The organism is Aeromonas sp. R2-4 (assembly GCF_040908365.1).
In the GTDB taxonomy this organism is placed as follows: domain Bacteria; phylum Pseudomonadota; class Gammaproteobacteria; order Enterobacterales; family Aeromonadaceae; genus Aeromonas; species Aeromonas veronii.
The window spans coordinates 79966-104949 of record NZ_JBFODO010000016.1; the positions used below are offsets into that span (position 1 = coordinate 79966).

Consider the following 24984-nt stretch of genomic DNA (forward strand, 5'->3'; position numbering starts at 1 on the left):
AAGTGGCATGTTTTTTGTGATTCACGGGGTTATCATGGTGGCTTGTTATCGCGTGCTATCCGGTGCCACCGCCTGTTCCAGTTGCACGGGTATTCCTATTTACGCGATGGGGTCAGCATGATCGCTTCCAGTTCCCGTTTTGCCGAGTTGCTGTTCTGGTATTTGCTGGCGCTGACTGGCTGCTCCATCCTGCTGTTCGAGTTTGGTCCCGAACGGGTGCTTGATATCAAGGAGTGGCCGCTCTCGGTAAGCGTGTTGAAGGCGGAGGATGCGGCACCGGGAGCGGTGAGTTACCGTCCCTCGGCCGATGGTAATCCCGGCGTAGAGTGTGTACTGACTGCTAGCCCCGACAGCTATCCCAGCTGTGGTCTGGTTCTCACCCTGACCGTGCGCGAAAAGGGTATCAATCTTGCCCGATTTAATACTCTCCATATCCGCTTGAGCGTGACGGGTGGTGAGGAGCAGGATTGGCGTTTCTACCTGCGCAACTACAATCCGCTTTTCGACAAGATGGATGACACGTTGCAATCCAAATTCAACGAAATCATCTTTCGTCCTGCCGATTACGGCAAGGTCCACGAGGTGCCTCTCGATGTGTTTACCCCAGCAACCTGGTGGATCAAGCGCTACAAGGTGCCGTTACAGTTACAGGGGCCTGATCTGAGCCGGGTCTACGCCATCGAGATTGCTGCGGGTTCATATATGTCGCCGGGTGAGTATGGCGTGGTGATCGAGGAGCTGCAGTTTCATGGCAACTGGCTTGAGCCTACCCTTTTCTACCGGTTGATCCTGTTTGTCTGGTTTATCTATGGCTGTGCAGTCTTTCTGGTTAACCACCTCGCCATGAAGCAGCGTTTGTTGCATGCCCATCAGGCCAAGCTTGAGGTGGAGGTGCTGAACCGTACCCTGAGCGAAGAGAATCGCCGCACCCGTGAGGAGGCCTGTTATGATCCACTGACCGGTGCTTTCAACCGGCTTGGTGGTGAGCGACTGTTGGCCGATATCGCTGATCTGTCGTTTTCCTTCATCTATATCGACGTTGACCACTTCAAACAGATCAACGACATCCACGGTCACCCGGTGGGTGATGAGGTGCTCAAGCATCTGGTCAGCGAGATCCTGCTCCATTGTGATGCGCTCTGCCATCTGGTGCGCTGGGGCGGTGAGGAGTTCGTGCTGGTCTGCCTTCACTACGATGAGCTGCGGGCCTGTGCGCTGGCCGAGCGGTTGCGCGCTACCCTGGAGGCTGATATCCATTGGCCGTCCGGATTGCGGGTGACCGCCTCGTTCGGGGTGGCTGAACGTGCGGGTGAGTCGCCGGAGCAGGTGCTCAAACGTGCCGACGAGGCGCTCTATCAGGCCAAGACGCAGGGTCGCAACCGGGTTGCGAGCCACTGACTGCGATGCGTCGAGATGCCGTATGCTTTATTCCAATATCGCTTTCAACATGAGCAAGCAGTTATGACACAACACATAGGGGCGCTGACTCTGCTGGTGGCTGATTACGATCAGGCCATTCGCTTTTTTACCGAGGGACTTGGCTTTGTGCTCCTGGAGGACACTCCTCTTGATGAACCGGGCAAACCGGGCAAGCGCTGGGTGCGGGTTGCCCCCAAAGGCGCCTCCGGTTCCGCGTTGCTGCTGGCACAAGCGGCCAATGCGCAGCAGCAGGCCGCCATCGGCCAGCAGGGCGGTGGCCGGGTATTTCTGTTCCTCGAGACCACTGATTTCTGGGGGGATTACCAGCGCATGCAGGCGTACGGTGTTCATTTTTGTGAACAGCCCCGCGATGAACCATATGGCACCGTGGTGGTATTTGAGGATATCAGCGGCAACCGGTGGGACTTGTTGCAACGTACTGCTGCCAACTGAATCTGAAAACGTTTATCATCCCGCCTGTCATAAAGTCATAAAAGTGTCACAGAAAATTCTAATAATTGGCGCACCCATCTTCACAGAGGAGAGAGAAGGGAATGGCTAAGCGAATTCTGGTGGTCGAGGACGAAGCACCGATCCGCGAAATGCTCTGCTTCGTGTTGGAGCAGAAGGGATATGAGACGATTGAAGCGGAAGATTACGCCGATGGACTGGCGAAGGTGCGCGAACCCTACCCCGAACTCATCGTGCTCGACTGGATGATGCCGGGCGGCAGTGGCATCCAGTTTATCAAGCAGCTCAAGCAGGATGAGGTGACGCGCCAGATCCCGGTGGTTATGCTCACCGCCCGCGGTGAAGAGGAGGACAAGGTGCGTGGTCTGGAGGCCGGTGCCGACGACTATATCACCAAGCCGTTCTCGCCCAAGGAGCTGACCGCTCGCCTCCATGCGGTGATGCGCCGCGTGTCGCCCACCTCGGTAGACGAGGTGATCGAGGTGCAGGGGCTGAAACTCGATCCTGTCTCCCACCGGGTCAGTGCCGAAGAGAAGGCGCTCGACATGGGGCCGACCGAATTCAAGCTGCTTCACTTCTTCATGACTCACCCCGAGCGGGTCTACAGCCGTGAACAGCTGCTCAATAATGTCTGGGGTACCAATGTGTACGTCGAGGACAGAACCGTGGATGTGCATATTCGTCGCCTGCGCAAGGCGATTGAAGAGACAGGGCACGACAGATTGATCCAGACGGTGCGTGGAGCCGGATACCGCTTCTCAACCCGTCTCTAGAGGCAGTTATGTTGCAACCTTACGCCTGGCGGCGACAGTTGTGGCGAATGGCGTTTTTTTACGCCCCCTTCGCATTGGTTGGCTGGTTGGTTGATCACCTTGCTCTCTGCCTGCTGGTGGCGGCCGTGTTGCATCTGGGCTGGCACTATCGCTTCCAGAAGCGGCTCTCTGACTGGCTGTGGCACGACCGCAGCCTGGTGCCCCCCAGCGGCAATGGTAGCTGGGAGTACATCTTCAACGGTATCTACAAGTTGCAGCAGCGCCACCGCGCCCGTCGCCGCGAGCTGGCGGGGCTGATCCGCCGCTTCCGGGAGGGTGCCGAGGCGCTGCCAGATGCCGCCGTGGTGTTTCGCACCGATGGCAGCATCCTCTGGTGCAACCGGCTGGCGGAGCAACTGCTCGGTTTTCGCTGGCCGGAGGATGCCGGCCAGCATATCGGCAACCTCATTCGCAATCCGGCCTTTAACGCCTATCTGGGCAAGGGGGCATATGACGAGCCCCTCGAGATGCACTCCCCGGTCAACGAGGAGAAGTTTCTCGAGTTTCGCATCATGCCCTACGCCTCGGATCAGGCGATGCTGGTGGTGCGCGATGTCACCCGCTTGCGCAGTCTCGAGAAGACCCGCAAGCACTTCGTTTCCAACGTCTCCCACGAGCTGCGTACCCCGCTGACCGTGCTCAAGGGTTATCTGGAGATGACCGAGGAGCCGCCCCCGCCCGCCATGTGGGCCAAGGCGCATCGGGTGATGATGGAGCAGACTATCCGGATGGATAATCTGGTCAATCAGCTGCTCACCCTCTCCCGTATCGAGGCGGCCCCGACCGTGGATCTCTCCCACCTGGTGGACATGCCTGCCATGCTGGGGCTGCTGGAGCAGGAGGCGCGGGCGCTCTCGGGCGAACGGGTCCACCAGATTGAATTTGTGGTGCAGCCCAATCTGCTGGTGCGCGGGGATCAGGAGCAGCTGCGCAGTGCCGTCTCCAACCTGGTCTACAACGCTATCCACTACACCCCGGCGGGGCGAAAAATTACTGTGGAGTGGCGCAAGCAGGGGGCGATGGCGCTGTTTGCCGTGAGCGATGAAGGGGAGGGGATTGCCCCCGAGCATCTGGCGCGGCTGACCGAGCGGTTCTATCGGGTCGACAAGGCACGCTCGCGCCACACCGGCGGCTCAGGCTTGGGCCTTGCCATCGTCAAGCATGCCCTCAGTCATCATGACTGCCAGCTCGATATCGAGAGCCGGGTTGGCCTTGGCAGCCGCTTCAGCTTTCTCATCCCGAGTCGTATGGTGGTGATTAAATAGTCTTTTATGGCAATGGGTTAGCTGCAAAAAGAGGGCCTTTGAACGGGCCCTCTTTTCATTTGTTCAAATCTGTCGCCATGTCATTAAAGTGTCACATTAAATCCATAAATTTGTCACTGCCAGGTCAGATACTGGCGCCGTCTTAAGAACGGACCTTCTGTAACTTTGGAGAGATTGGATGAAACTCAACAAACTGGCTGGTGTAATCGGATTCACCGCAGCAACCCTGTTTTCTGTCAGCGCCCTGGCTGCCGGTGTGGATAAAGATCTGCCGGATTACACACCGACCAGCGGCATTTCGGGCAACCTGTCCTCTGTCGGCTCGGACACCCTGGCCAACATGATGACTCTGTGGGCCGAAGAATTTAAGCGTTTGTACCCCAACGTCAACGTGCAGATCCAGGCCGCCGGTTCTTCTACCGCCCCGACTGCCCTGACCGAAGGTGTTGCCCAGTTCGGTCCGATGAGCCGTGCCATGAAGGCCGGTGAAGAGGAAGCATTCGAGAAGCGTTACGGCTACAAGCCGACTGCCATCCGCGTTGCAGTCGATGCACTGGCGGTGTTCGTCAACAAGGACAACCCCATCAAGGGGCTGACCATGCCGCAGATTGACGCCATCTTCTCCAGCACCCTCAAGTGCGGCGAAGCCAAGGCTGCCACCAAGTGGTCTGATCTGGGTCTGGACGGCAACTGGTCCAGCAAGGATCTGCAACTGTTCGGTCGCAACTCCGTATCCGGTACCTACGGTTACTTCAAGGAGCACGCCCTGTGTAACGGCGACTTCAAGAGCGGCGTGAACGAGCAGCCGGGTTCTGCTTCCGTGGTGCAGTCTGTCTCTGCCTCCCTGAACGGCATCGGCTACTCCGGTATCGGTTATGTCACCTCCGGCGTGCGTGCAGTACCGCTCTCCAAAGATGGCAAGACCTTCATCGAAGCGACCTCCGATAACGCCATCACCGGCAAGTATCCGCTGTCACGCTTCCTGTACGTTTATGTGAACAAGCATCCGAACAAGCCGCTCTCCCCGATGGAGCAAGAGTTCGTCAAGATGATGCTCTCCAAAGCAGGCCAGAACATCGTTGCCAAAGATGGCTACGTGCCGGTGCCGGCCAAGGTGGTACAGGCTGACCTGAAAAAGCTGGGTATCATGTAACTGCCTGCAGTCAGCATGCCCTGATAAAACGAGCCCCAAGCGGGCTCGTTTTGTTTTTGGCGGCTGTCAGTTTTGTTAATAGCGCAGGATGGATATTTTTCCGCCAGCCGGGGGCTGGCTCCCTTGCGCAGCAGGGCGGCATTTCCGAGAATAGGGCAACGTTATGGCAAAGGATCCCTTCATGATTGCGTCCCTCACCAAGTTTGGCATGGTAGCCCTCTGTAGTTCCCTGCTGGTCGCCTGCGCCCAGTCGCCGACCGGTCGCAGCCAGATGCTGCTCTACTCTCCCCAGCAGATGAACCAGCTGGGAGCCGACTCCTTCGAGCAGATGAAGAAGCAGGAGAAGGTGAGCAAGGATGCCAAACTCAACGCCTATGTCTCCTGTGTCGCCAAGGCGGTGACCGCCCAGGTGCCGGCCAGCTATGGCATCACCAACTGGGAAGTGGTGGTGTTTGACTCCAAACAGGTCAACGCCTTCGCCCTGCCCGGCGGCAAGATCGGGGTCTACAGCGGCCTGCTCAAGGTGGCCAAGAATCAGGATCAGCTGGCGACCGTCATCGGCCACGAGCTGACTCACGTGCTGGCCCAGCACTCCAACGAGCGACTCTCGCGCAGCCAGCTGGCGGGGATCGGTCTGGCGGCTGCGGACATTGCCATGGGCACCAGCGAGTATCGCGGCGCCACCATGGCCGCCCTTGGCCTCGGGGTCGAGGTGGGGGTGATGCTGCCCTATGGCCGTACTCAGGAGAGCGAAGCGGATCGGCTGGGGCTTGAGCTGATGGCGCGCGCCGGGTTCAATCCGGCCGAGGCGATCCCCCTGTGGCAAAACATGAGTGCCGCCGCCGGTGGCAACACCCCGCCGCAACTGCTCTCCACCCACCCGAGCAACGAGAACCGGATCGCCGAGTTGCAGGCGCAACAGGCGCAAGTGCTGCCGCTCTATGAGCAGGCCCGCGCCAACGGTCTGGTGCCCCAATGCAAGGCATAAGCCTGCGTATGGCGCGCAGCGACGATGCTGCTGCCATGACGGTGATGCAGCGAGCCAGCTGGCTCGCTGCCTATGGCCAGGTGCTCGGTGCTGACCTGCTGGAGCAGCTCGATGTCACCGCCCATCTGCAGATTTGGCAGAGCCGTCTGGCCGAGCCGGGCCCAAGGCCCATGCTGCTTTGTCTCGATGAGGTGGTGATTGGCCTGCTCTACTGGCAACCACAGCAGCAAGCGGGACAGTACCATGCCCTGATCCGCGCTTTTTACCTCCATCCCGACCATTGGCGACAAGGCTATGGCAAACGGCTGTGGCAGGCGGTGGCGATGCAGATGCGCCGCGCCGGTTGCCATAGCGTCAAATTGTGGCTGCTCGATGGCAACCACATCGGCGAGGGGTTCTACCTGCGCCGCGGCTTCGTCTTTGATGGTGAGGAGCGCACCCTGATAAGCCTCGGGCAGCCCTGCCTGCAGCGACAAATGAGCCGTTTGCTCTGATCACTCTCCCGTTTTTCGCCTTCGGTCACTTTATTTTTTTTGCGAATTAATACAATGTCCCCCTTGAAACAGAGTTGGATAAACACGGGCTGACAAGGGAGTGCTGGCATGTATTACGGCTTTGATATCGGTGGCACCAAGATCGCCTTCGCGGTCTATGACGGTGCATTGAACCTCTGCCACGAGGAGCGCATGAGCACCCCGGGCAACGATTACGAGGGGTTGCAGCAGCTGATCCGCTCCCGGGTCGAGCAGGCGGATGCCCGCTTCGGCGCACGGGGCTCGGTCGGTATCGGTTTCCCCGGTGTCATCAACAGCCAGGATCACAGCATAGTGGCGGCTAATCTGCCCTCCATCAATGGTCGCCATCTGGGCGCCGATCTGGCCGAGCTGCTGGAGCGGCCGGTCAAGGTAGATAACGACGCCAACTGCTTCCTCTGGTCCGAAGTGCATCAAGGGGCAGCCGACGGCGCCGGCAGTGCGCTCGGCGTCACCATCGGCACCGGCATCGGCGGTGCCGTCTATCTGGCGGGCAAGCTTATTCAGGGGCGCAACTGGCTGGCTGGCGAGATTGGTCACTACCCCTTGCCCGCGACCATGCTGATGAAGTACCCCGAGTTGCCCCGTCCCCGTTGCGGTTGCGGTCGTCTGGTCTGTTTTGAAACCTATGCTTCAGGCACCGGTCTGGAGCGTCTCTATCACCATTTCCATGGCCAGCGCGCCACGGGTCACCAGATTGTGGGACGCTTCGAGGCCCATGAACCCCATGCGGTCGAGACGGTCGACTGCTGGTTGGAGATCATGGCCGCCGGGCTTGCCACCGCCATTTCGGTGATTGATCCCGAGGTGGTGGTGTTGGGGGGCGGCCTGAGCGGCCTGCCCGCCCTCTATGAACAGCTGCCGCTGCGTCTGCCCGGTCACTTGCTGCCCGGGGTCGCCCTGCCCGAGATCCGCCAGGCCCGCTTCGGCGGTGCCGGTGGTGTGCGCGGCGCAGCCTTGCTCAATCTATGAGATCAGATGTGGGGTCTGATCTCCCCGAAAAAGGAGTCCTCATGACCCGTCTTGAAATCTGTATCGACAACCTGGAATCCCTGTTCACCGCCCAGCAATCCGGGGCGGATCGCATCGAGCTCTGCTCTGCGCTGGGTCTGGGGGGCCTGACCCCCTCCTACGGTTTTATGCAGCAGGCAGCCCGCCACGCCAGCGTGCCGGTTTATGCCATGATCCGCCCGCGTGCCGGGGATTTTTGCTTCAATGACGGCGAGTTCGAGATGATGCTGCAAGATATCGCGGCGGCCCGCTCTGCGGGGTTGCAAGGGGTGGTGGTCGGTTTGCTGGATGAGGAGGGACGGGTCCCTGCCGCCAAGCTCAAACAGCTGGTGGATGCAGCAGGGCCGTTGGGGGTCACCTTCCATCGCGCCATCGACCTCTCCTCCGACTGGCGCCTCGATCTGGAGACCATAGTCGCGGCCGGTTGCGAGCGCATTTTAAGCTCGGGCCATGCGCCGACTGCGTTGGCTGGGTTGGAAACCCTGCAGGAGATGCAGCAGGCGCTGGGGGGGCGTGCCAGCCTGATGCCGGGGGCCGGGGTCAATGCCGACAACGTGCGTACCATCATCGAGTTCACCGGAGTGAGCGAAGTGCATATGTCCGGCATGGGCTGGCGCGGTGGCATGGTGCCGCACGGAGTGAATATGGGCACTTCGGATGATGGTCGGGTCAATATCACCGATGGCGCCAAGGTGGCTGCGGTCAGAGCCTTGCTGGATCGCGGTTAAGCAGATCGCCGCCGTTGGGCGGCGTTCATCCGCATCTTGTGTGAAGTTCCTCCCACTGACGGGGAAATCAGGGGCACCCCCGGCAGCACCCCGGCCAAAAGTCTGATATTATCCCGCCTCTTTACTACATGGATCTGGAGCAACATCTCAATGTCCCAATACGACTCTATCGAACAGAAGGCCAGCTATGGCATCGGCCGCAACATGGGTGATCAGCTGGCGCAGCAAGCCTTCGCCGGTCTGGATATCCCGGCCCTGCAACAAGGTCTGGCAGATGCCCTGAATGGTCTGGAGTTCGCGGTCAGCCGTGACGATATCAATGATGCCTTCCAGGTGATCACTGCGCGTATGCAAGAAGAGCAGGAAGCCGCCGCCAAGGCCGCCGCTGCTGACGGCGAAGCCTTCCTGGCTGACAACGCCAAGCGCGCTGAAGTGAAGGTGACCGACTCCGGTCTGCAGTACGAAGTGCTGGTAGAAGGCAACGGTGCCGTTCCGGTAGCCGGTCAGTCCGTGCGTGTGCACTACCACGGTACCTTCACCCACGGTGGCGTATTCGACAGCTCTGTTGCTCGCGGCCAGCCGGCTGAATTCCCGGTGACCGGCGTGATTGCTGGCTGGGTTGAAGCGCTGCAGCTGATGCCGGTTGGTTCCAAGTGGAAGCTCTACATCCCCCACGATCTGGCTTACGGTGCCCGTGGCGCGGGCTCCATCCCGCCTTACTCTGCACTGGTATTTGAAGTCGAGCTGCTGGACATCCTGTGATCCTGCTGGCTTGATGCAAACGGCGACCCTCGGGTCGCCGTTTGTTTTTGGGCTATGTGATAGACAGCATTTGTCGCGACCAGCAGGCTGGAGAGCAGAAAAGGGCGGCACTTTTGCGCTTTTTACTGGTTTTTTCAGAAACGGGAACAGGCATACTGCGGCTCATTAGAGAGGATAAGGAGAACCCGATGAGCAAGAAGATGAAGAAAGTAGCGGGGCTGGCCCTGTTGCTGCTGAGCATTCCGGCCAGTGCTGATGCCATGCGCTGCAAGAACGCCCTGATCACCGAGGGAGACACCACCGCCGAGATGCTGCTCAAGTGCGGTGAGCCGATGTTGCGTGAAGAGCTCAACCGCAACGAGGAGAACCAGTTTGGCAACATGGTGCAGGTCAAATATGGTGAACGCTGGACCTACAACTTCGGCAAGAACGAGTTCATGCGTTTTGTGACGGTGCGCAACGGCATCATTACCGATATCGAAAACGGCCCGCGCGGCGAGTAGCCGGCGGGCAAAGCATGGATGCACAACAGACAGTAGGGCAAGACCCTTTGACTCACATGCCCGGCAAGGGGTCGCGGTGACCAAGTTGTCTGACCGCCAGATTGATCTGGCGAGCCAGTCTTAGCCGCTGGCGGCAGGTCAGGCCATGGAGGCTGATCCTGCCCGCGTTGAATTCAAATGTCCCCAGCGACTCGATGGCAAAATAGCCTCGATGAAAGCTCTTTATGTAGCGAGCGATCTGCCGTGGGGATAACTGCTTGAATACCTTCATCACACGGTTCCCTGATTGCCTGGACAGGGCACACTATGGTGTCGGTCGATGACATTGATATGACGGTTTATAAAGATTTGCATGAATCCTTATTTTGCCTGTGGGCTCGGCAAATTGACGGCGTCATCGAAAAAGTTGTGCCATGGCAAACCACTGCACCGATATACTGCGGGCTTGAATGGAACAAATAAAAGGGCCTGTGCGTGGAATGGGTTGATGTGGTGGACGAGGATAACCGGGTGATTGGCGTGGCCGAGCGAGCCAAGGTGCGGCGGGAGAATCTCTGCCATCGCGCCAGCTATATTCTGGTGCTCGACGACGCGGATCGGATCCTGGTGCAGCGACGCACCCTCAGCAAGGATTTCTGCCCCGGCATGCTGGATGCCTGCGCCGGTGGCGTGGTCACCACCGGTGAGGAGATGGAGCGCTCCGCCCGCCGCGAGCTGGCCGAGGAGCTGGGGATTATGGATGTTCCTCTGCAGGGCTTTGGCAGCTTTTATGCAGAAGGGGAGGGCTACCGGGTCTGGGGTGGCCTCTTCAGTTGCCACTATCAGGGGCCGCTGCAGTTGCAGGCCGAAGAGGTGAGCGCGGTGCACTGGATGAGCCTGGCCGAGATCGCCGAGCGTGCCAGCGAATTTACCCCCGACTCCCTGCTCGCCATCGCCACCTGGCAGGCAAGGCGCTGACCAACTTCATATATTCTCTTCTCCAGAGACAAGACGGGCAGCCTGATGGCTGCCCGTCTGCCTTTGTGCATTTAGTTGGTCTGCTACACCAGCTTGAGGCGTCGGTTGGTGCGCCCGCAAGCGCTCGGCTTGGCGAGCCAGTGACCTTGCCAGTCGGTGGCTAGCCGCAGCAGCGGATACTCCAGATCGAGCCGGGTCACCACCAGCTGGCCGGTCTCGTCGCCACTCACAGGATTGCCGCTGGCGGGATCGATGATCTCGACGATGCAGCTCTCGTTGACGATAAAGCCCTGACCGGGCTGACTCTCGTAGGCCACCACCCCCACATCCTGCCATACCAGACAGTTGAGGGCCGCAATGCCGTGAATGGCGCGCAGCGGTGCGGTTTCAGGATGGGTGGCTTCGCACAATAGGGCGCGGCGCAGCGAGTCGCTCGGGATCTCCGCTGCCTCGGCCGCTTCCAGCAGGTCGAGCAGGGTCACCAGCGGACCGACGTAGCCGGTGGGTTGATAGCGCAGCAGTGCTTCCAGCTGGCGCTGGGTATCGTGGGGGCCGCAGGGTACCACGGGAGCCCCCAGCTGGCGGGCGCCGTTATCGAAGATAAAGGCGGTGGGGCCAGCATGATAGTCGTGGCCGTTGAGCATTACTTCCCCCGCCTTGAAGCCGGCGGCAAAAAGTGCTCGGGCGGCGCCCCACCAGTCTGCCCCTGCATATTCGGGGATGGCCAGCTGGCCCGGACAGGAGAAGACCCGCAGCGCCTGACTGGCCGGACGGCCGGTGAGACCGGCAAAGGGGGGATGAGCTTGCTGGGCGGCAAAGAGCTCTTTGCTGTCGAGCAGTGGCAGGGTGGCCAGCTCTGCCAGATCCTCGAGGCGGCACTGGCGATAGGCGCTGGAGTAACCGGCGCAATATTGACTGACATGGGTAAGCTGATGATTGAGCTGGTCCAGTTGCTGCTGTTCGCGCATGGCGGGGGGACGAATTTCCAGACCATCGTAATAGTGTTGCATGGGGCCTCCTGGCGCCGTGAAACCAGCTCAAGAGTAGTCTGCCCAAGGGGAAAATGCCTGCCGCTATCCATGGTCAGGCTCAGAGCCACTGTTAGGCGGCATCGTCACTCTGGGATAAACTGGCGACTTCCCATCACGACTCAGGACGAGAAATCATGATTGCTGTAGGACAACCCCTGCCTGCGGGCGAATTTACCTTTATCACCGCCGAGGGCAAGCAGCTGCGGGATAGCAAGACGCTGTTCGCCGGTAAAAAAGTGGTGCTGTTTGCGGTACCCGGCGCCTTTACTCCCACCTGCTCCAATTCTCATCTGCCCGGCTATGTGGTGCTGGCCGATCAGTTTATGGCCAAAGGGGTGGATGCCATCTGTTGTCTGTCGGTCAACGACGCCTTCGTGATGCGGGCCTGGCAGACGGCCCAGAATGCCGAGGCGATCACCATGCTGGCGGATGGCGACGGCAGCTGGACCCGGGCGATGGATCTGGCCAAGGATACCGGCGCCTTTGGCGGCATCCGCGCTCAGCGCTTTGCGTTGATCGCCAACGATGGTGTGGTCGAGCAGCTGTTTTTGGAGGAGCCGGGCAAGTTCGAGGTCTCCGATGCCGCGAGCCTGCTGGCTGCACTGTGAAATGTTAATCACGGTTTGATTTCCCCTTGAAATGGGAGGTGGCACAGCTACACTGGCGCCACTTTCCCATGGTGCCTGCCCGTTTGGGCTGGCGCTTCGTTGCAGATAACAAGAGATGAAGATCCTATGACCCTGGCTTTTGTTGCCCTGATTGCCGGACTGGCGCTGCTGGTCTGGAGTGCAGACAAGTTTGTCGATGGCGCTGCCGCCACCGCCCGTTATGCGGGGATGCCGCCGCTGCTGATCGGCATGGTGATCATCGGTTTTGGTACCTCGGCTCCGGAGATGGTGGTCTCGGCACTGGCGGCATCCCAGGGCAATCCCGGGTTGGCGCTTGGTAATGCCTATGGCTCCAACATCACCAATATCGCGCTGATCCTGGGTCTGACGGCACTGATCAGCCCTATCGCGGTGGCCTCTCAGGTAGTGCGCAAGGAGATCCCGATCCTGCTTGGTATTACCCTGCTCTCCGGCGCCCTGCTGATCGATGGTCATCTGGGCCGGATGGATGCGGTCATTCTGGGGGCCGTCTTCGTTGCCCTGATGGGCTGGTCCATCTGGGCTGGCATGAGTGGCAAGGGAGATGCGCTGGATACCGAGACCGCCGAGGATATCGAGAGCGAGGGGATGTCCCTCAAGAGCGCTATCTTCTGGCTGGTGGTCGGGCTGGTGCTGCTGATCGGTGCTTCCCGCCTGCTGGTCTGGGGGGCGGTGACCATCGCTCAGGCGCTTGGTATCAGCGATCTGGTGATTGGTCTCACCATAGTCGCGGTAGGGACCTCTCTGCCGGAGCTAGCCTCGTCGCTGATCGCCATTCGCAAGAACGAGCATGATCTGGCCCTTGGCAACGTGCTCGGCTCCAACCTGTTCAACACCCTGGCGGTGGTGGGGATTGCGGCGGGCATCCACCCGCTCGATGTGGCGCCGGAGGTGCTCACCCGTGACTGGAGCATCATGATGGGGCTGACCCTGCTGCTGCTGGTGATGTGTCTGGGCCGCAAGGGGCAGGGCCGCATCAACCGGCTGGAGGGGGGCGTGCTGCTCACCTGCTTCGTCGCCTACACCGGCTGGCTGCTGACCAGTCAGTTTATCTGATAGGTGTTGGTGAAATGAGAGAGGGGGAAGCTCAAGCTTCCCCCTCTTGTTTTTGCCCAGTGAACCTGTTGGCGAGCGAGCGGTGTGCTCAGGCTACTGCCACCAGCTTCTGCCCCTTCTGGCTGCTGTCCAGAATGAGGATGCTGGCCTTGGGGAAAAAGTTGAAGGTGGAGGCCGAGGCCCAGGTGTAGGCGCCCATCACCTTGCCAACCACCAACTCGCCGATAGCCAGGTCCGGCAGCATGATGCCATCGCGGATGACATCCACGCTGTCGCAGGTGGGGCCGGAGAGCACCGAGTTGTGTTGCTCGCCACTGGCATAAGGCGTGCTCACCGGATAGGTGACGTGGTCATAGAGCTGGCCGTTGTAGCTGCCGTAGAGACCGTCATCCAGGTAGTACCAGATCTTGTCGCCACGGTGGGCCTTGCCCATCACGCTGGAAACCGAAGTCATGGCCGGTGCGCTGATAAAGCGGCCCGGTTCGGCAATCTTCTGCACCGTGGCGGGCAACTTGGCCAGCGCTTCGCGGATCGGGGCGCAGAAGCCGTCGATATCGAACTCGCCCCCTTCATAATCCACCGGGAAACCGCCGCCGATATCCAGCACCCAGGGCTTGAGCCCGAGCGCCCAGGCCTGCTCCATGATCTCGCGGCAGGCGTCGATGGCCTGCACATGGCGACGGGCATGAGGTACCTGGGAGCCAACGTGGAACGACAGCCCCATCACCTTGATCCCCTTGGCGTGGGCCAGTTGCAGCAGCGGCAGCGCCTGCTCCGGAGTGCAGCCGAACTTCTTGGAGAGATCGACCTTGGTCTCGGGGTTGGGGAAGCTGACCCGCAGCAGCAGTTTCACTTCGTCCTTGTAGGGAATGAACTTCTCCAGCTCCAGCGGGTTGTCATAGACAAACACAGTGCAGCCGAACTCCAGCGCGTAACGGATATCGCTGTCGCGCTTGATGGGATGGGTATGAATGCAACGTCCCGGGCGAACCCCCTGACTGCGCACCAGATCCACTTCGCCATTGGTGGCCAGATCGAAACAGGCCCCCTCTTCCTTCAAGACAGAGACCACCGCCTCATGGGGCAGGGGTTTGAGTGCATAGTGCAATCGTACATCGGGCAGGGCGGCGGCCAGGGCCCGATACTGTTTGCGGACGGCTGCCTTGTCGAGCAGCAGCAGGGGGGAGCCGAATTGTTCAACCAGCTGACGGTAATCTTGTGCGACCACATCTTTTGCAACCAGGGCGTCGTTCATTCTCTTTTGAAAGTCCTTAGGGGGCGTGATATGCCCAAGCCATATGCGATTGAACCGGCGACGGCCGGGTCAGGCGAGCGGTCCGGTGGGACCAACCGAACACAGTGCATAAATTGATGACAAAGTGCTTGGTTATGCAGCGGATTATCGGCTTATTGATTCTGTGTGCAAGCATTTTGATTGGATATGTCGGCAAGATTTTCTTGGCGAAACGAGAGGGATCACTGTTCTCTATCCGCCATTTTTCCCGTTTGGGCCACATTTGATCCGTGAGAGCCTAACTTGTTGATAGTTAACTAACATTTAACATTCTTGCTGCGATTCTGGTGGTCACTAAAAAAATATAAATGGGGGCGGCCAAGTGCGAGACAGCTCACATTTTTTGGATTAACATGCCGACTTCCTAATCCAAACTAGTTCGGATGAAGGTAGCAGGAGAGCGATGGGCAACCATCCACCGAAGAAGTGAATCTTTCAGGTACCGGGCAACCGGTGTGGACTGCTACTGGACGATACTCTGGAGAGACCCGTTAAATCGGGCGCCGAAGGAGCAAGGCACCATGACTACCCGCAAGGGCAGGCTGGCGCCGGAAACTCTCAGGCAAAAGGACAGAGGGGATGGGATGGTTGTACCTGGGCTTGGCCCGCATCCGATCGCCTCTGGCCGATCGCGACACCTATGGGAAGATCATCCTTCTCCTCCTTAATTTCTGTTTCTTAAGGAGGATGCATGTCATCAATTCAATCGGCGTTAACCGCCATCGATAGCTTTATCTGGGGCCCGCCCCTGCTGATCCTGCTGGTCGGGACCGGTATCTATCTCACCCTGCGTCTGGGTCTGCTTCAGGTCGTGCGCTTGCCGCTCGCTCTGCGGCTGGTTTTTGGTCGCGATCAGGGGCAGGGCAAGCAGGGGGATGTCTCCAGCTTCGGCGCCCTCTGTACCGCCCTCTCTGCCACCATTGGTACCGGCAACATCGTCGGGGTGGCTACCGCCATCAAGCTGGGGGGCCCGGGTGCCCTGTTCTGGATGTGGATGGCGGCGCTGTTCGGCATGGCTACCAAATACGCCGAGTGCCTGCTGGCGGTGAAGTATCGCGAGCAGGATGCCAACGGCCAGATGGCGGGCGGTCCCATGTATTATCTGGAGAAGGGGCTCGGCTCCAAGCCGCTCGCCAAGTTGTTTGCCCTGTTCGGCATCGGCGTGGCTTTCTTCGGTATCGGTACCTTCCCGCAGGTCAATGCTATCTCAGACGCCATGAGCCTCTCCTTCTCGGTGCCCCGTGAAGCGACCGCCGTGGTGCTGACCCTGATCGTGGCGCTGGTGACCCTGGGAGGGATCAAGTCCATCTCCAGCGTATCGAGCAAGGTGGTGCCCTTCATGGCCATCTTCTACATCGTCGCCTGTCTGGGCGTGCTGGTGAACAATGCCAGCGCCTTGCCCGATGCCGTCATGCTGGTTATCGAGAGTGCCTTCACCGGCCATGCGGCGACCGGCGGCTTCGTCGGCGCCAGCATCATGCTGGCCATTCAGTCCGGGGTAGCGCGCGGGGTCTTCTCCAACGAGTCAGGGTTGGGCTCGGCGCCCATCGCAGCGGCGGCGGCCAAGACCGATTCGTGCGTGGAGCAGGGGCTGGTCTCCATGACCGGTACCTTCATCGACACCATCATCATCTGCACCATGACCGGCCTGACCCTGGTGGTGACCGGCGTGTGGAGCGGCGATGCAAGCGGCGCGGCCATGACCAGTCTTGCCTTTGCCCAGGGGCTCGATGCCCATGTTGGCCAGTATCTGGTGAGCATTGGCCTGCTGTTCTTCGCCTTTACCACCATCCTTGGCTGGAACTACTACGGCGAGCGCTGCACCGAGTATCTGTTCGGGGTGAAGGCGATCAAGCCCTATCGTCTGGTCTATCTGGCGCTGGTAGCGAGCGGTGCTTTCCTCCATCTGGACATGATTTGGCTGCTGGCCGATATCGTTAACGGCCTGATGGCGGTGCCCAACCTCATCGGCCTGATTGGCCTGCGCCATGTGGTGATCGCCGAGACCCGCGCCTACTTTAGCCGGGATCTGGATAGCGAAGCCGAGCCGGAGCCGCAGACGGCCTGAACGCCTCAGCCCGTTTCACGCTCCCCTTGAACAGAACAAGCCACGACTCCGGTCGTGGCTTTTTTGTGCGCCGTGTCTCTGGATGGGGACTTTCCCTCTCCCTTCGGGATAAGGTCAAAATGAGGGGGATAGCCCCTCGCTCAGCAGGCTATCCAGACGTGCTCGCACCTTATCCACCAGTGCCTGATCGCTACCGCGCCAATCGATGCAGCTTGCCAGCGTGGTGGAGGTTCTCGCCATAAAACGCAGCTCGCCGCCCGCCAGCTCGTAGAAGCGGCTCGCCATCCTGGTTCCCTCATCCACATCACCCGCCACCAGCAGCATGGCTTGTGCCAGCACGGCGCCCTGGTGATCCTGCCCCGGCGCCAGCCAGCGCTGGGCGGTACCGGTGATCTTGCGTCCCCCGATCACCAGATTGTACTGACCATCGCAAAAGGATCCGGGCACGAAGTCATAGCTTCCCTCAAGGCCGTACTCCGCCAACAGGGTCAGCAGCGGCGCCCCCAGCAGCCGGTAGTAGTGGGCGAGATCTGTGGTGGTGCGGGGCAGCAGCAGGGATAGGTTGAGGATCCCCGCCCCGTGGGGCACGGCGGTACCGCCGCTGTCGCGCACATGCACCGGCCAGCCTTCGTCTGCCAGCTGTTTGCAGGCGGCTTCGTAACGGGGGAGGCGGGTATCTTTGCGAGTGACAATCAGGCATTGGGGCGCCTGCCACAGGTGAGCGCGGGGCTGGCCGTCATGGGCACAGTCGCGCAGCCAGTGCTGCTCTTGCGCCAGTATCTGTGCGGGTGAAGCGGTATCGGGGAGGGGAGAGAGCAGGCGATAGGGCATGGCGGCATCCTCAAAAAAGGCTGCCCAGCACACTACCCGTGGCGACTGGCAAGGTAAAGCCCCGCAGTGCGGGGCTTGAGTCTGCTATCGGTTGATTACGTCTCAGGAGTGGCGCGCTTCGCGCTTGGGCAGCAGCAGGTTGAGCACGATGGCGGTGATGCCACCAGTGGCGACGCCGTAGGAGAGCACGCTCTTGGCCAGCTCCGGCAGGTGTTGCAGCACTTCCGGCACCTGCGCGACCCCCAGCCCCATGGCCAGCGACACTGCCAGGATCATCAGGGCGCGGCGATCCAGCTCCTCGCGGGCAATGATGCGCACCCCGGCGGCGGCGATGGTGCCAAACATGACGATGGTAGCTCCGCCCAGCACGGGCTCGGGGATCTGTTGCACCAGACTCGCGACAGCCGGGAACAGGCCGAGCAGGGCCAGCATGGCGGCGATAAAGAGACCGACGTGACGGCTGGCGACGCCGGTCAGCTGAATGACGCCGTTATTCTGGGCGAAGGTGGACATGGGGAAGGTGGAGAAAACCGCCGCCAGCATGGAGTTGGCACCATCAGCCAGCACGCCGCCTTTGATCCGCTCCATATAGACAGGCCCTTCCAGTGGCTCGCCGGAGATATCCGAGGTGGCGGTCATGTCGCCGATCGCTTCGAGTGCCGTCACCACGAAGATGATGGCGAGCGGCACGAACAACTGCCAGTCAAAGCCTAGGCCGTAGTGGAGCGGAATGGGCACCATCACCAGCGGACCGTCGAAGGTGGGGGCGCTCACTTTGCCCAGCAGCAGCGCCACGGCATAGCCCGCCAGCATGGCGATCATGATGGCGGAGAGGCGCAACCAGGGATTGCGACTGCGTTGCAGCAACACGATAAGGCCGAGCACCAGCAGGGAGAGGAAGAGGTTGGTGTGACTGGCGAAGCTGCCATCAGAGAGGGCTGCATAACCGCCGCCCATGCTGATCAGGCCCACTTTGATCAGGGTCAGACCGATCAGCAGCACCACTATGCCGGTCACCAGCGGGGTGATGATCCGTTTCACCAGATGGAGGAAGCGGCTCATCACCACGATAGTGAGTGCGGCAACCATCATGGTGCCAAACAATGTGCCCAACAGATCCTCGGTGGGCATGGCGGCCTGTTTGAGGGCGAGACCGGAGGCGATGATGGGGCCGAGGAAGTTGAAGCTGGTGCCCTGTACCGAGAGCAGGCCGGAACCGATGGGGCCGAAGCGGCGGGTTTGAATGAAGGAGGCGATGCCGGACATGACCAGCGACATGGAGACGATATAACGGGTGTCGGCGGCAGGGAGGCCGAGGGCATTGGCGATAATCAGGGGCGGGGTAATGATGGCGACAAACATGGCGAGCATATGCTGCAGGGCGGCGAACAGCGTCTGGGGCAGAGGCGGGACATCCTCTATGCCATAGACCAGTTCGCTATGGGCTCGCCTGGGTGGATGTGCCTCTCGATTGGCGCGTGTGACAGCAGCCTGTTCCATAAGTACCTCGAATTGTGTGGGGAGGGGGAGAAAATTGGGCGCTATTGTAGTGATTGAAATGAGGCTGACCAGCGCTAATTATGCAAAAAAAGGTTTATTTTTTGATGGGTTGAAACGTTTTCGCGCTGAGATTATCATCTGTCGGTTTGTGTGATCGACATCTCCTTTTTATTCTCCCCGCTAATGACATTTTTACCACTTTGTAGGTGTAGAATGAGCCCTCAGTATTCATCGTGGAGACTCTGGATGCTCAAGTTGTCAGAGTTCTGGAGTGCGAGGGTTCACTCCGAAGATTTTACTCGTACTCGCATGGGGTTTATGACGGTGCGGTTGCGCCTGCTGACCTGCTTGCTGATGCTTGGATTGCCCGCCTGGGCAGTGGTGGATTGGTTGACCTTGCCCGCCGTTCATTTCGAGCAGCTGTTCCAGGCCAGGATCTTCTGCACCCTGGCGCTCTCGCCACTTATTCCGCTCTCGTACCTCATCCACTTCAAGCGGGAGCGGATGAAGCTGGCCCTTGGCTACCTGATGGCCGTGATGATGCTCTTCTCCCTCTTCTGCCTGAACAGCTTTGGCGTAGGACAGGAGTTGCAGGCGGGCTATGCTGCTTTTCCCTATCTGCTGATCACCCTGTTTGCCATCTTCCCCATCCCCCTCTCCCTCGGCTTGCAACTGGCAGGCGTGGTACTGGTGACCATGCTGCTGGGCCACTGGCTGCTGGTAGGCCAGAGCATCTGGAGTCAGGCCACCCTGAATCAGGTGTGGGTGCTCGGCATGTTTACCATGGCCAGTTGCTGGGTGCAGTGCGGCCAACTCAACATGCTGCTGCGGCTCTATCGGGAATCGACCACCGATGAGCTGACCGGCATGATGAACCGCCGCCTGCTGATGAAGCAGCTGGAGCAGGCCAGAATCCGGCTGCAACTCAAGAAGAAGCCCTTTGCGGTGATGCTGCTGGATCTCGATCGCTTCAAGCGGATCAACGATATCTACGGCCATCTGGCGGGGGATGCGGTGCTCAAGGAGGTGGCTACTACCCTGGGGGAGCAGCTGGAGCCTGATATGGTGCTGGGGCGTTATGGCGGCGAAGAGTTTGCCATCCTGATGCACAACTGCGCCGATCCGGCGCTGGCGAGCAAAATGGCCGAGCGGCTGCGCATTGCTGTCGAGGCGCGGCTGGTGAAGAGTCCCACCTCGGACGAATTGCTGGAGGTGACGGTGAGTATCGGGATTGCCATGGCTCGTGCCGATGACACCATCGATATTCTGATCAACCGTGCCGACGAGTGTCTCTATCAGGCCAAGATGGCGGGACGCAACTGCGTGGTGGTCGAGGGGCAGAACCGCGCAAAAACAGATGCCGCCTGAGGGCGGCATCCTGTTGGCAATGTGCTGGTGCGATCAGGCCAGCTTGTACTTGCCGGAGAGCTGCTGGGCCAGCAGCTTGAACATGTTGAAGACCGCCATGGTCTTGCCGGTCGGGGTGCCATCTTCGGCCAGGAAATACTCCCCCTTGAACACCAGAATATCCCCCTTCTGCTCCACCGAATCGGCGCGCATACCGTGGATGAAGTCTTCATGCTCTTTGATGATCTTGTTGGCCATCTCAAGCAGGGCCGTCTCGGTGATCAGCTCTTTCTGTGGTTGCATGCTCGTCTCCTTAAACGACTACTGGACAGGGAAACCGTGGATCCCTGTCTCTGATTGAAGAGGCGCCCAGCATACTGCAAACAGGGTTTTTCTGTCATTGATATGACCCCGATTTGTGGCTGTTTATCCGATCACCAGATTCTTCAACCAGCAGCGTTGGCGAATACGGCGCTGCACCAGCAACACCTTGCTGAACTCCTCCAGCAAGACCACCGCCACCACCCAGGAGAGGGGCCAGCCGAGCAGCGTGACCGCCACCCAGGCGAGCGGGATGCCGATGCACCACATGCCGACGATGTCGATAAAGATGCTGTAGTTCACATCACCGCCAGAGCGCAGCACTCCGATGATCCCCACCATGTTGAACACCTTGAGCAGCATCCCGAGGCACATGATGCCGAGCACCTGTCCCGCTTCCGTCATCAGCTCGGGGGGCAGGTTGCCGACCCACTGCAGCAGGTTGGCTTGCAGCAGCCAGACGATGATCCCCACCAGCAGGGCGCCGATGGGGGCGAGCAGCAGGAAGAGCTGGGAGTGCTGCCAGGCGACCTCGTACTCCTCGGCGCCAAGCCGGTGACCGAGCAGGGTGGAGCAGGCCACCGCCAGCCCGAAGAAGAGGGAGATGAGGATGCTCTCCAGGGTGCCGAGTGTGGTCATGATGGCCAGCGAATCGGTGCCAAGATGGGCATAGAGAAAGCCGTAAATCAGCATGCCGAAGGCCCAGAGGCCGTCATGGAACAGCAGCGGCAGGGCGATCAGGGTAAAGCGCACCACCTCCTTGCGCTTGAAGGCGGCCAGCCAGTCTGGTGCGCGCGGGATCAGGCGCGCCTCATAACGCTTTACGTAGAGCAGCAGCAGGGCTGTCTGCAGCAGCCGGGAAATGGTGGTGCCCCAGGCCGAGCCGGCGACCCCCATCGCCTCGAAGCCGAAGTGACCGAAGATGAGGGCGTAGTTGAGGATGACGTTGGCGATGATGGCGATAATGCCGATGCGGGTCGGCGCGGCGGCATTGCCGACCGAGCGCAGGGCTGACTCCAGCGGCACCACGATGGCGGTACAGAGGATGGTGGCGCCGGTGATCATCAAGAATTGATCCGCCAGTGCCCGCAGCGCCGGATCCTGACTGGCAAAACCGAGTACGCTGCCCGGTGATAACACATAGATGAAGGCAAAGGGCAGGGTGACCAGCAAGGCGCCCACTATGGCCAGCGCCAGGGAGCGGCGCACCCCAGCCATCTCCCCGCGCCCGAAGTATTGTGCTGCCAATACCGAGACCCCGCCCGCGAGGCCCGCTATCACCAGCAGATTGAAGAAGAAGACCCGGTTACCCAAGCCGACCGCCGCCACAGCCGTGGTGCCAAGCTGGCTCACCATCATGATATCGATGAGGCCGAGCAGGGAGAACATCATGGATTGCAGCGAGACAGGCAGGGCCAGCCGCCACAATCGGGTCATGAACTCGCGATCGGTGGTTTGTTTTAAAATCGCTTGCCAATAATTCATAGTTGTTAACCGGGTATGAGAAAAGCAAGGTTTGTCAGGGGTATGATAGGTGCTGACGAGGCTCTTCTCACTGTGAGTAGCTCTCGGTTTTCTTGTGTAAAACTATCCTGTTGAGGTGTTATGCCATTTGCCAGCGAGTGTCTGGAGATAGCGCCAGCCTGTGAAGAGCAGATGCTGGGACGTGAAGGGCTGCCCCTGCTCGGCGAGGTAGGGATCTTCCTGACCGGCCTCTCCCGGGTGCGGGATCACTACCTGATCCGCCGCAATCGCCCCGAGTTTCACATCCTGATGGTGAGTCACGATGAGGGTGGCGCGCTGCTCACCGACGAGGGTGAGCAAGCCATTCCGGCCGGGTCACTGATTTTCCTGCCCGCCGCCGTGCCCGGTGGTCTCAAGCTGATTGGCGAAAGTTGGCAGATCAGCTGGATTTTGCTCGATGACGTGCCACGCTGGCAGCACCTGCATCGCCTTGGTCACCGTATCTGGCAAGGGGATGGCGGCGATCAGCTCTACCATCTGCTCAGCCTGATGCAGGGGGAGGGGGTTCGCTCTTCGCTGCAACCTCAACTGCTCAGCCTGTTGCTGGCGCTGCTGGAGCGCACCCTGCAAGGGGAGGTGCGCGGCACCCCTGAACTTAGATTGCAGGCTCTGTTTCGCCGGGTGGAGGCGCGCCTGGACGAACCCTGGAGTGTCGCCCTGCTGGCCCGACAGATGGCCTGCTCCGTTCCCCATCTGCACCGGCTCTGTCAGCAAGCGTTCGGTATGGGGCCGATGGCGAGGGTGACCGAGCTCAGAATGAACAAGGCGCGCCAGCTGCTGCTCTATACCAACTGGCCACTTGGCGAGCTGGCGGCCCGGGTCGGTTACAGCGATGGGGCCAACTTTGCCAACCGCTTTCGTCGTCTGACTGGTCAGACCCCCGGCGCCTTTCGTCGACTGGGTCGCAAACCTTTTGCAACGGATGTGCAAACTCTTTGAAATTAACGAGACAAGCCCCTAGGATCGGCGTGTCCCTGCGTCTAGCTAACCGTTTAGGTACCAAGATCCATGTTTGAAGATAATAACCAGAAACGTCCTCTCTACATTCCCTACGCCGGTCCCGCCCTGCTGGAGACCCCTTTACTCAACAAGGGCAGCGCTTTCACCAGTGAAGAGCGCAGCAACTTCAACCTCGAAGGTCTGTTGCCCCAGAATATCGAGACTATCGAAGAGCAGGCCGAGCGCGCCTATCGCCAGTTCATGGCGTTTGGCAACGACATGGACAAGCACATCTATCTGCGCAACATCCAGGATACCAACGAGACACTGTTCTACCGTCTGCTGCACAACCACCTGACCGAGATGCTGCCCATCATCTACACCCCGACGGTCGGCAAGGCGTGCGAAGAGTTTTCCAACATCTATCGCCGCGCCCGTGGCCTGTTTATCTCCTATCCGGACAAGGACAGGATCGATGACATGCTGCAAAACGCCACCAAGCAGAACGTCAAGGTGATCGTGGTGACCGATGGCGAGCGGATCCTGGGTCTGGGTGATCAGGGTATCGGCGGCATGGGCATTCCCATCGGCAAGCTCTCCCTCTACACCGCCTGTGGCGGCATTTCGCCCGCCTACTGCCTGCCGGTGGTGCTGGATGTGGGCACCAACAACCAGCAACTGCTGAATGACCCCTTCTATATGGGGTGGCGCAACCCGCGTATCTCGGGGGATGAGTACGCCGAGTTTGTCGATGCCTTCATTCAGGCGGTCAAGCGCCGCTGGCCCGATATCCTGCTGCAGTTTGAGGACTTCGCCCAGAACAACGCCATGCCACTGCTCAACCGCTACAAGAACGAGCTCTGCTGCTTCAACGACGATATTCAGGGCACTGCTGCCGTGACCCTGGGCAGCCTGATCGCCGCCTGCAAGGCCTCCGGCGCCAAGCTCTCCGAGAAGCGGGTTGCCTTCCTCGGTGCGGGCAGCGCCGGTTGCGGCATTGCCGAGCAGATCGTGGCACAGATGAAGGCCGAGGGGCTGACCGATGCCCAGGCCCGCAGCCGTGTCTTTATGGTGGACCGCTTTGGTCTTATCACCGACAAGATCCCCAACCAGCTCGACTTCCAGCGCCGTCTCTCCCAACCGGTGGAGCGCATCGCCGACTGGCCGGTGGGGGACAATATCTCCCTGCTGGAGGTAATGGAGCATGGTCGCCCGGACATCCTGATCGGGGTCTCCGGCCAGCCGGGGCTGTTTACCGAAGAGGTGGTCAAGACCATGCACAAGCACTGTGCCCGTCCCATCATCTTCCCGCTCTCCAACCCCACCTCCCGGGTCGAGGCGACGCCGGCAGACCTTATCCGCTGGACCGACGGTCAGGCGCTGGTGGCCACCGGCAGCCCGTTCGCACCGGTGGAGCACAAGGGCAAGCGCTACGTCATCGCCCAGTGCAACAACTCCTTCATCTTCCCGGGGATCGGCCTTGGCGTCATCGCCTCCGGCGCCACCCGGGTGACCGACGCCATGCTGATGTCGGCCAGCCGCGCGCTGGCGGAGTGCTCGCCGCTGGTGAAAGGGGAGGAGGGCTCCCTGCTGCCGGATCTGGCGGATATCCATCAGGTCTCCCGCTACATCGCCAAGATGGTGGCCAAGACCGCCATGCTGCAGGGCAAGGCGGTGCAGACCCCGGACGAGGTGATCGATCAGGCCATCGACGCCAACTTCTGGCATCCGGAATATCGCCGCTACCGCCGCACTTCGTTCTGATTTCTGCGCAAAGACGCAAAGCAAAAGGGATGCCTCGGCATCCCTTTTTACTGCACGTCT

Annotated in this window: 25 protein-coding genes and 1 riboswitch; of the genes, 18 read left to right on the top strand and 7 right to left on the bottom strand. The window is 60.1% G+C overall.

Going from position 1 to position 24984, the window contains the following annotated elements; all coding sequences use genetic code 11:
- Window positions 1–117 precede the first annotated feature (117 nt).
- The 11 genes from AB5Z05_RS08050 to AB5Z05_RS08100 all read left to right on the top strand — a co-directional run bounded on the left by AB5Z05_RS08050 (window position 118) and on the right by AB5Z05_RS08100 (window position 9645).
- A complete protein-coding gene (locus AB5Z05_RS08050; RefSeq protein WP_368150959.1) occupies window positions 118–1398 on the top strand; it encodes a GGDEF domain-containing protein in 1281 nt (426 codons plus the stop codon).
- A gap of 63 nt (window positions 1399–1461) precedes the next feature.
- Window positions 1462–1872: a VOC family protein gene (locus AB5Z05_RS08055; protein WP_162511757.1), complete on the top strand. Its 411-nt coding sequence runs from the start codon at window positions 1462–1464 to the stop codon at window positions 1870–1872.
- Window positions 1873–1973: 101 nt separating this feature from the next.
- On the top strand, window positions 1974–2663 hold the full coding sequence (gene phoB / locus AB5Z05_RS08060) for a phosphate regulon transcriptional regulator PhoB (protein ID WP_005338414.1): 690 nt from the start codon (window positions 1974–1976) through the stop codon (window positions 2661–2663).
- A gap of 8 nt (window positions 2664–2671) precedes the next feature.
- On the top strand, window positions 2672–3967 hold the full coding sequence (gene phoR / locus AB5Z05_RS08065; RefSeq protein ID WP_058056712.1) for a phosphate regulon sensor histidine kinase PhoR: 1296 nt from the start codon (window positions 2672–2674) through the stop codon (window positions 3965–3967).
- A gap of 178 nt (window positions 3968–4145) precedes the next feature.
- Window positions 4146–5120 (top strand): PstS family phosphate ABC transporter substrate-binding protein, encoded by a 975-nt coding sequence (locus tag AB5Z05_RS08070; protein ID WP_005338411.1) that lies wholly within the window; start codon window positions 4146–4148, stop codon window positions 5118–5120.
- A gap of 181 nt (window positions 5121–5301) precedes the next feature.
- Window positions 5302–6108 carry a M48 family metallopeptidase gene (locus AB5Z05_RS08075; protein ID WP_005338409.1) on the top strand — a complete coding sequence of 269 codons (807 nt, stop codon included), beginning with the start codon at window positions 5302–5304 and terminating at the stop codon, window positions 6106–6108.
- Complete coding sequence (locus AB5Z05_RS08080; RefSeq protein ID WP_368150962.1) at window positions 6096–6602, top strand: N-acetyltransferase family protein; 507 nt, start codon at window positions 6096–6098, stop codon at window positions 6600–6602. The genes AB5Z05_RS08075 and AB5Z05_RS08080 overlap by 13 nt, the downstream gene beginning before the upstream one ends.
- 108 nt (window positions 6603–6710) lie before the next feature.
- Window positions 6711–7613, top strand: a complete 903-nt coding sequence (locus AB5Z05_RS08085) for an ROK family protein (RefSeq protein ID WP_005343908.1) — start codon at window positions 6711–6713, stop codon at window positions 7611–7613.
- A 41-nt stretch (window positions 7614–7654) separates the two neighbouring features.
- Entirely contained in the window at window positions 7655–8380 is a 726-nt protein-coding gene (locus AB5Z05_RS08090) for a copper homeostasis protein CutC (protein ID WP_368150964.1), read from the top strand.
- Window positions 8381–8530: 150 nt separating this feature from the next.
- The gene (locus AB5Z05_RS08095; protein ID WP_005338405.1) at window positions 8531–9142 is read left to right on the top strand and encodes an FKBP-type peptidyl-prolyl cis-trans isomerase; all 612 of its coding nucleotides are present in this window, start codon (window positions 8531–8533) and stop codon (window positions 9140–9142) included.
- A 188-nt stretch (window positions 9143–9330) separates the two neighbouring features.
- Window positions 9331–9645: a DUF2845 domain-containing protein gene (locus AB5Z05_RS08100; RefSeq protein WP_033135134.1), complete on the top strand. Its 315-nt coding sequence runs from the start codon at window positions 9331–9333 to the stop codon at window positions 9643–9645.
- A 52-nt stretch (window positions 9646–9697) separates the two neighbouring features.
- Here the strand turns inward: AB5Z05_RS08100 and AB5Z05_RS08105 are convergent, their stop codons facing one another.
- Complete coding sequence (locus AB5Z05_RS08105) at window positions 9698–9916, bottom strand: DUF1107 family protein (RefSeq protein WP_181269073.1); 219 nt, start codon at window positions 9914–9916, stop codon at window positions 9698–9700.
- Window positions 9917–10119: 203 nt separating this feature from the next.
- Here AB5Z05_RS08105 and yfcD point away from each other — a divergent pair, with 203 nt between their 5' ends.
- Window positions 10120–10602 carry an NUDIX hydrolase YfcD gene (gene yfcD / locus AB5Z05_RS08110; protein WP_252412620.1) on the top strand — a complete coding sequence of 161 codons (483 nt, stop codon included), beginning with the start codon at window positions 10120–10122 and terminating at the stop codon, window positions 10600–10602.
- Window positions 10603–10685: 83 nt separating this feature from the next.
- Here the strand turns inward: yfcD and AB5Z05_RS08115 are convergent, their stop codons facing one another.
- Window positions 10686–11612 (bottom strand): phenylacetate--CoA ligase family protein, encoded by a 927-nt coding sequence (locus AB5Z05_RS08115; RefSeq protein ID WP_058056707.1) that lies wholly within the window; start codon window positions 11610–11612, stop codon window positions 10686–10688.
- 155 nt (window positions 11613–11767) lie between these two features.
- Between AB5Z05_RS08115 and AB5Z05_RS08120 the strand changes: the two genes are divergently transcribed.
- Entirely contained in the window at window positions 11768–12241 is a 474-nt protein-coding gene (locus AB5Z05_RS08120) for a peroxiredoxin (protein WP_368150967.1), read from the top strand.
- Window positions 12242–12367: 126 nt separating this feature from the next.
- Window positions 12368–13336: a calcium/sodium antiporter gene (locus AB5Z05_RS08125; protein WP_058056705.1), complete on the top strand. Its 969-nt coding sequence runs from the start codon at window positions 12368–12370 to the stop codon at window positions 13334–13336.
- Between the two features lie 88 nt (window positions 13337–13424).
- Here the strand turns inward: AB5Z05_RS08125 and AB5Z05_RS08130 are convergent, their stop codons facing one another.
- Window positions 13425–14591, bottom strand: coding sequence for a type III PLP-dependent enzyme (locus tag AB5Z05_RS08130; protein ID WP_058056704.1), 1167 nt, complete (start codon window positions 14589–14591; stop codon window positions 13425–13427).
- 507 nt (window positions 14592–15098) lie between these two features.
- A riboswitch (glycine riboswitch) is annotated at window positions 15099–15214 on the top strand.
- Between the two features lie 107 nt (window positions 15215–15321).
- Here AB5Z05_RS08130 and AB5Z05_RS08135 point away from each other — a divergent pair.
- Window positions 15322–16698, top strand: a complete 1377-nt coding sequence (locus AB5Z05_RS08135) for a sodium:alanine symporter family protein (RefSeq protein WP_005338391.1) — start codon at window positions 15322–15324, stop codon at window positions 16696–16698.
- A 114-nt stretch (window positions 16699–16812) separates the two neighbouring features.
- On the opposite strand, the gene AB5Z05_RS08140 is transcribed toward AB5Z05_RS08135, so the two are convergent.
- A complete protein-coding gene (locus AB5Z05_RS08140) occupies window positions 16813–17529 on the bottom strand; it encodes a protein ligase (protein WP_368150969.1) in 717 nt (238 codons plus the stop codon).
- 102 nt (window positions 17530–17631) lie between these two features.
- A complete protein-coding gene (locus tag AB5Z05_RS08145) occupies window positions 17632–19029 on the bottom strand; it encodes a nucleobase:cation symporter-2 family protein (protein WP_040066712.1) in 1398 nt (465 codons plus the stop codon).
- 246 nt (window positions 19030–19275) lie between these two features.
- On the opposite strand from AB5Z05_RS08145, the gene AB5Z05_RS08150 reads away from it, so the two are divergent.
- On the top strand, window positions 19276–20397 hold the full coding sequence (locus tag AB5Z05_RS08150; RefSeq protein ID WP_151286690.1) for a GGDEF domain-containing protein: 1122 nt from the start codon (window positions 19276–19278) through the stop codon (window positions 20395–20397).
- 33 nt (window positions 20398–20430) lie between these two features.
- On the opposite strand, the gene AB5Z05_RS08155 is transcribed toward AB5Z05_RS08150, so the two are convergent.
- A complete protein-coding gene (locus tag AB5Z05_RS08155; RefSeq protein WP_005338382.1) occupies window positions 20431–20679 on the bottom strand; it encodes a YciN family protein in 249 nt (82 codons plus the stop codon).
- Window positions 20680–20802: 123 nt separating this feature from the next.
- Window positions 20803–22182, bottom strand: a complete 1380-nt coding sequence (locus tag AB5Z05_RS08160) for an MATE family efflux transporter (protein ID WP_368150971.1) — start codon at window positions 22180–22182, stop codon at window positions 20803–20805.
- Window positions 22183–22302: 120 nt separating this feature from the next.
- Here AB5Z05_RS08160 and AB5Z05_RS08165 point away from each other — a divergent pair, with 120 nt between their 5' ends.
- Window positions 22303–23160 (top strand): AraC family transcriptional regulator, encoded by an 858-nt coding sequence (locus AB5Z05_RS08165; RefSeq protein WP_164461840.1) that lies wholly within the window; start codon window positions 22303–22305, stop codon window positions 23158–23160.
- Between the two features lie 69 nt (window positions 23161–23229).
- The gene (locus AB5Z05_RS08170) at window positions 23230–24924 is read left to right on the top strand and encodes an NAD-dependent malic enzyme (RefSeq protein WP_005338379.1); all 1695 of its coding nucleotides are present in this window, start codon (window positions 23230–23232) and stop codon (window positions 24922–24924) included.
- Window positions 24925–24984 lie beyond the last annotated feature (60 nt).

Coding starts and splice junctions, on each gene's coding strand:
- AB5Z05_RS08070 (WP_005338411.1), top strand. CDS start 4,146: ATGAAACTCAACAAACTGGCTGGTGTAATCGGATTCACCGCAGCAACC.
- AB5Z05_RS08100 (WP_033135134.1), top strand. CDS start 9,331: ATGAGCAAGAAGATGAAGAAAGTAGCGGGGCTGGCCCTGTTGCTGCTG.
- AB5Z05_RS08165 (WP_164461840.1), top strand. CDS start 22,303: ATGCCATTTGCCAGCGAGTGTCTGGAGATAGCGCCAGCCTGTGAAGAG.
- AB5Z05_RS08055 (WP_162511757.1), top strand. CDS start 1,462: ATGACACAACACATAGGGGCGCTGACTCTGCTGGTGGCTGATTACGAT.
- AB5Z05_RS08130 (WP_058056704.1), bottom strand. CDS start 14,591: ATGAACGACGCCCTGGTTGCAAAAGATGTGGTCGCACAAGATTACCGT.
- AB5Z05_RS08050 (WP_368150959.1), top strand. CDS start 118: ATGATCGCTTCCAGTTCCCGTTTTGCCGAGTTGCTGTTCTGGTATTTG.
- AB5Z05_RS08170 (WP_005338379.1), top strand. CDS start 23,230: ATGTTTGAAGATAATAACCAGAAACGTCCTCTCTACATTCCCTACGCC.
- AB5Z05_RS08085 (WP_005343908.1), top strand. CDS start 6,711: ATGTATTACGGCTTTGATATCGGTGGCACCAAGATCGCCTTCGCGGTC.
- AB5Z05_RS08080 (WP_368150962.1), top strand. CDS start 6,096: ATGCAAGGCATAAGCCTGCGTATGGCGCGCAGCGACGATGCTGCTGCC.
- AB5Z05_RS08115 (WP_058056707.1), bottom strand. CDS start 11,612: ATGCAACACTATTACGATGGTCTGGAAATTCGTCCCCCCGCCATGCGC.
- AB5Z05_RS08095 (WP_005338405.1), top strand. CDS start 8,531: ATGTCCCAATACGACTCTATCGAACAGAAGGCCAGCTATGGCATCGGC.
- AB5Z05_RS08135 (WP_005338391.1), top strand. CDS start 15,322: ATGTCATCAATTCAATCGGCGTTAACCGCCATCGATAGCTTTATCTGG.
- AB5Z05_RS08140 (WP_368150969.1), bottom strand. CDS start 17,529: ATGCCCTATCGCCTGCTCTCTCCCCTCCCCGATACCGCTTCACCCGCA.
- AB5Z05_RS08160 (WP_368150971.1), bottom strand. CDS start 22,182: ATGAATTATTGGCAAGCGATTTTAAAACAAACCACCGATCGCGAGTTC.
- AB5Z05_RS08075 (WP_005338409.1), top strand. CDS start 5,302: ATGATTGCGTCCCTCACCAAGTTTGGCATGGTAGCCCTCTGTAGTTCC.
- AB5Z05_RS08090 (WP_368150964.1), top strand. CDS start 7,655: ATGACCCGTCTTGAAATCTGTATCGACAACCTGGAATCCCTGTTCACC.
- phoR (WP_058056712.1), top strand. CDS start 2,672: ATGTTGCAACCTTACGCCTGGCGGCGACAGTTGTGGCGAATGGCGTTT.
- AB5Z05_RS08120 (WP_368150967.1), top strand. CDS start 11,768: ATGATTGCTGTAGGACAACCCCTGCCTGCGGGCGAATTTACCTTTATC.
- phoB (WP_005338414.1), top strand. CDS start 1,974: ATGGCTAAGCGAATTCTGGTGGTCGAGGACGAAGCACCGATCCGCGAA.
- AB5Z05_RS08155 (WP_005338382.1), bottom strand. CDS start 20,679: ATGCAACCACAGAAAGAGCTGATCACCGAGACGGCCCTGCTTGAGATG.
- AB5Z05_RS08105 (WP_181269073.1), bottom strand. CDS start 9,916: ATGAAGGTATTCAAGCAGTTATCCCCACGGCAGATCGCTCGCTACATA.
- AB5Z05_RS08125 (WP_058056705.1), top strand. CDS start 12,368: ATGACCCTGGCTTTTGTTGCCCTGATTGCCGGACTGGCGCTGCTGGTC.
- AB5Z05_RS08145 (WP_040066712.1), bottom strand. CDS start 19,029: ATGGAACAGGCTGCTGTCACACGCGCCAATCGAGAGGCACATCCACCC.
- AB5Z05_RS08150 (WP_151286690.1), top strand. CDS start 19,276: ATGCTCAAGTTGTCAGAGTTCTGGAGTGCGAGGGTTCACTCCGAAGAT.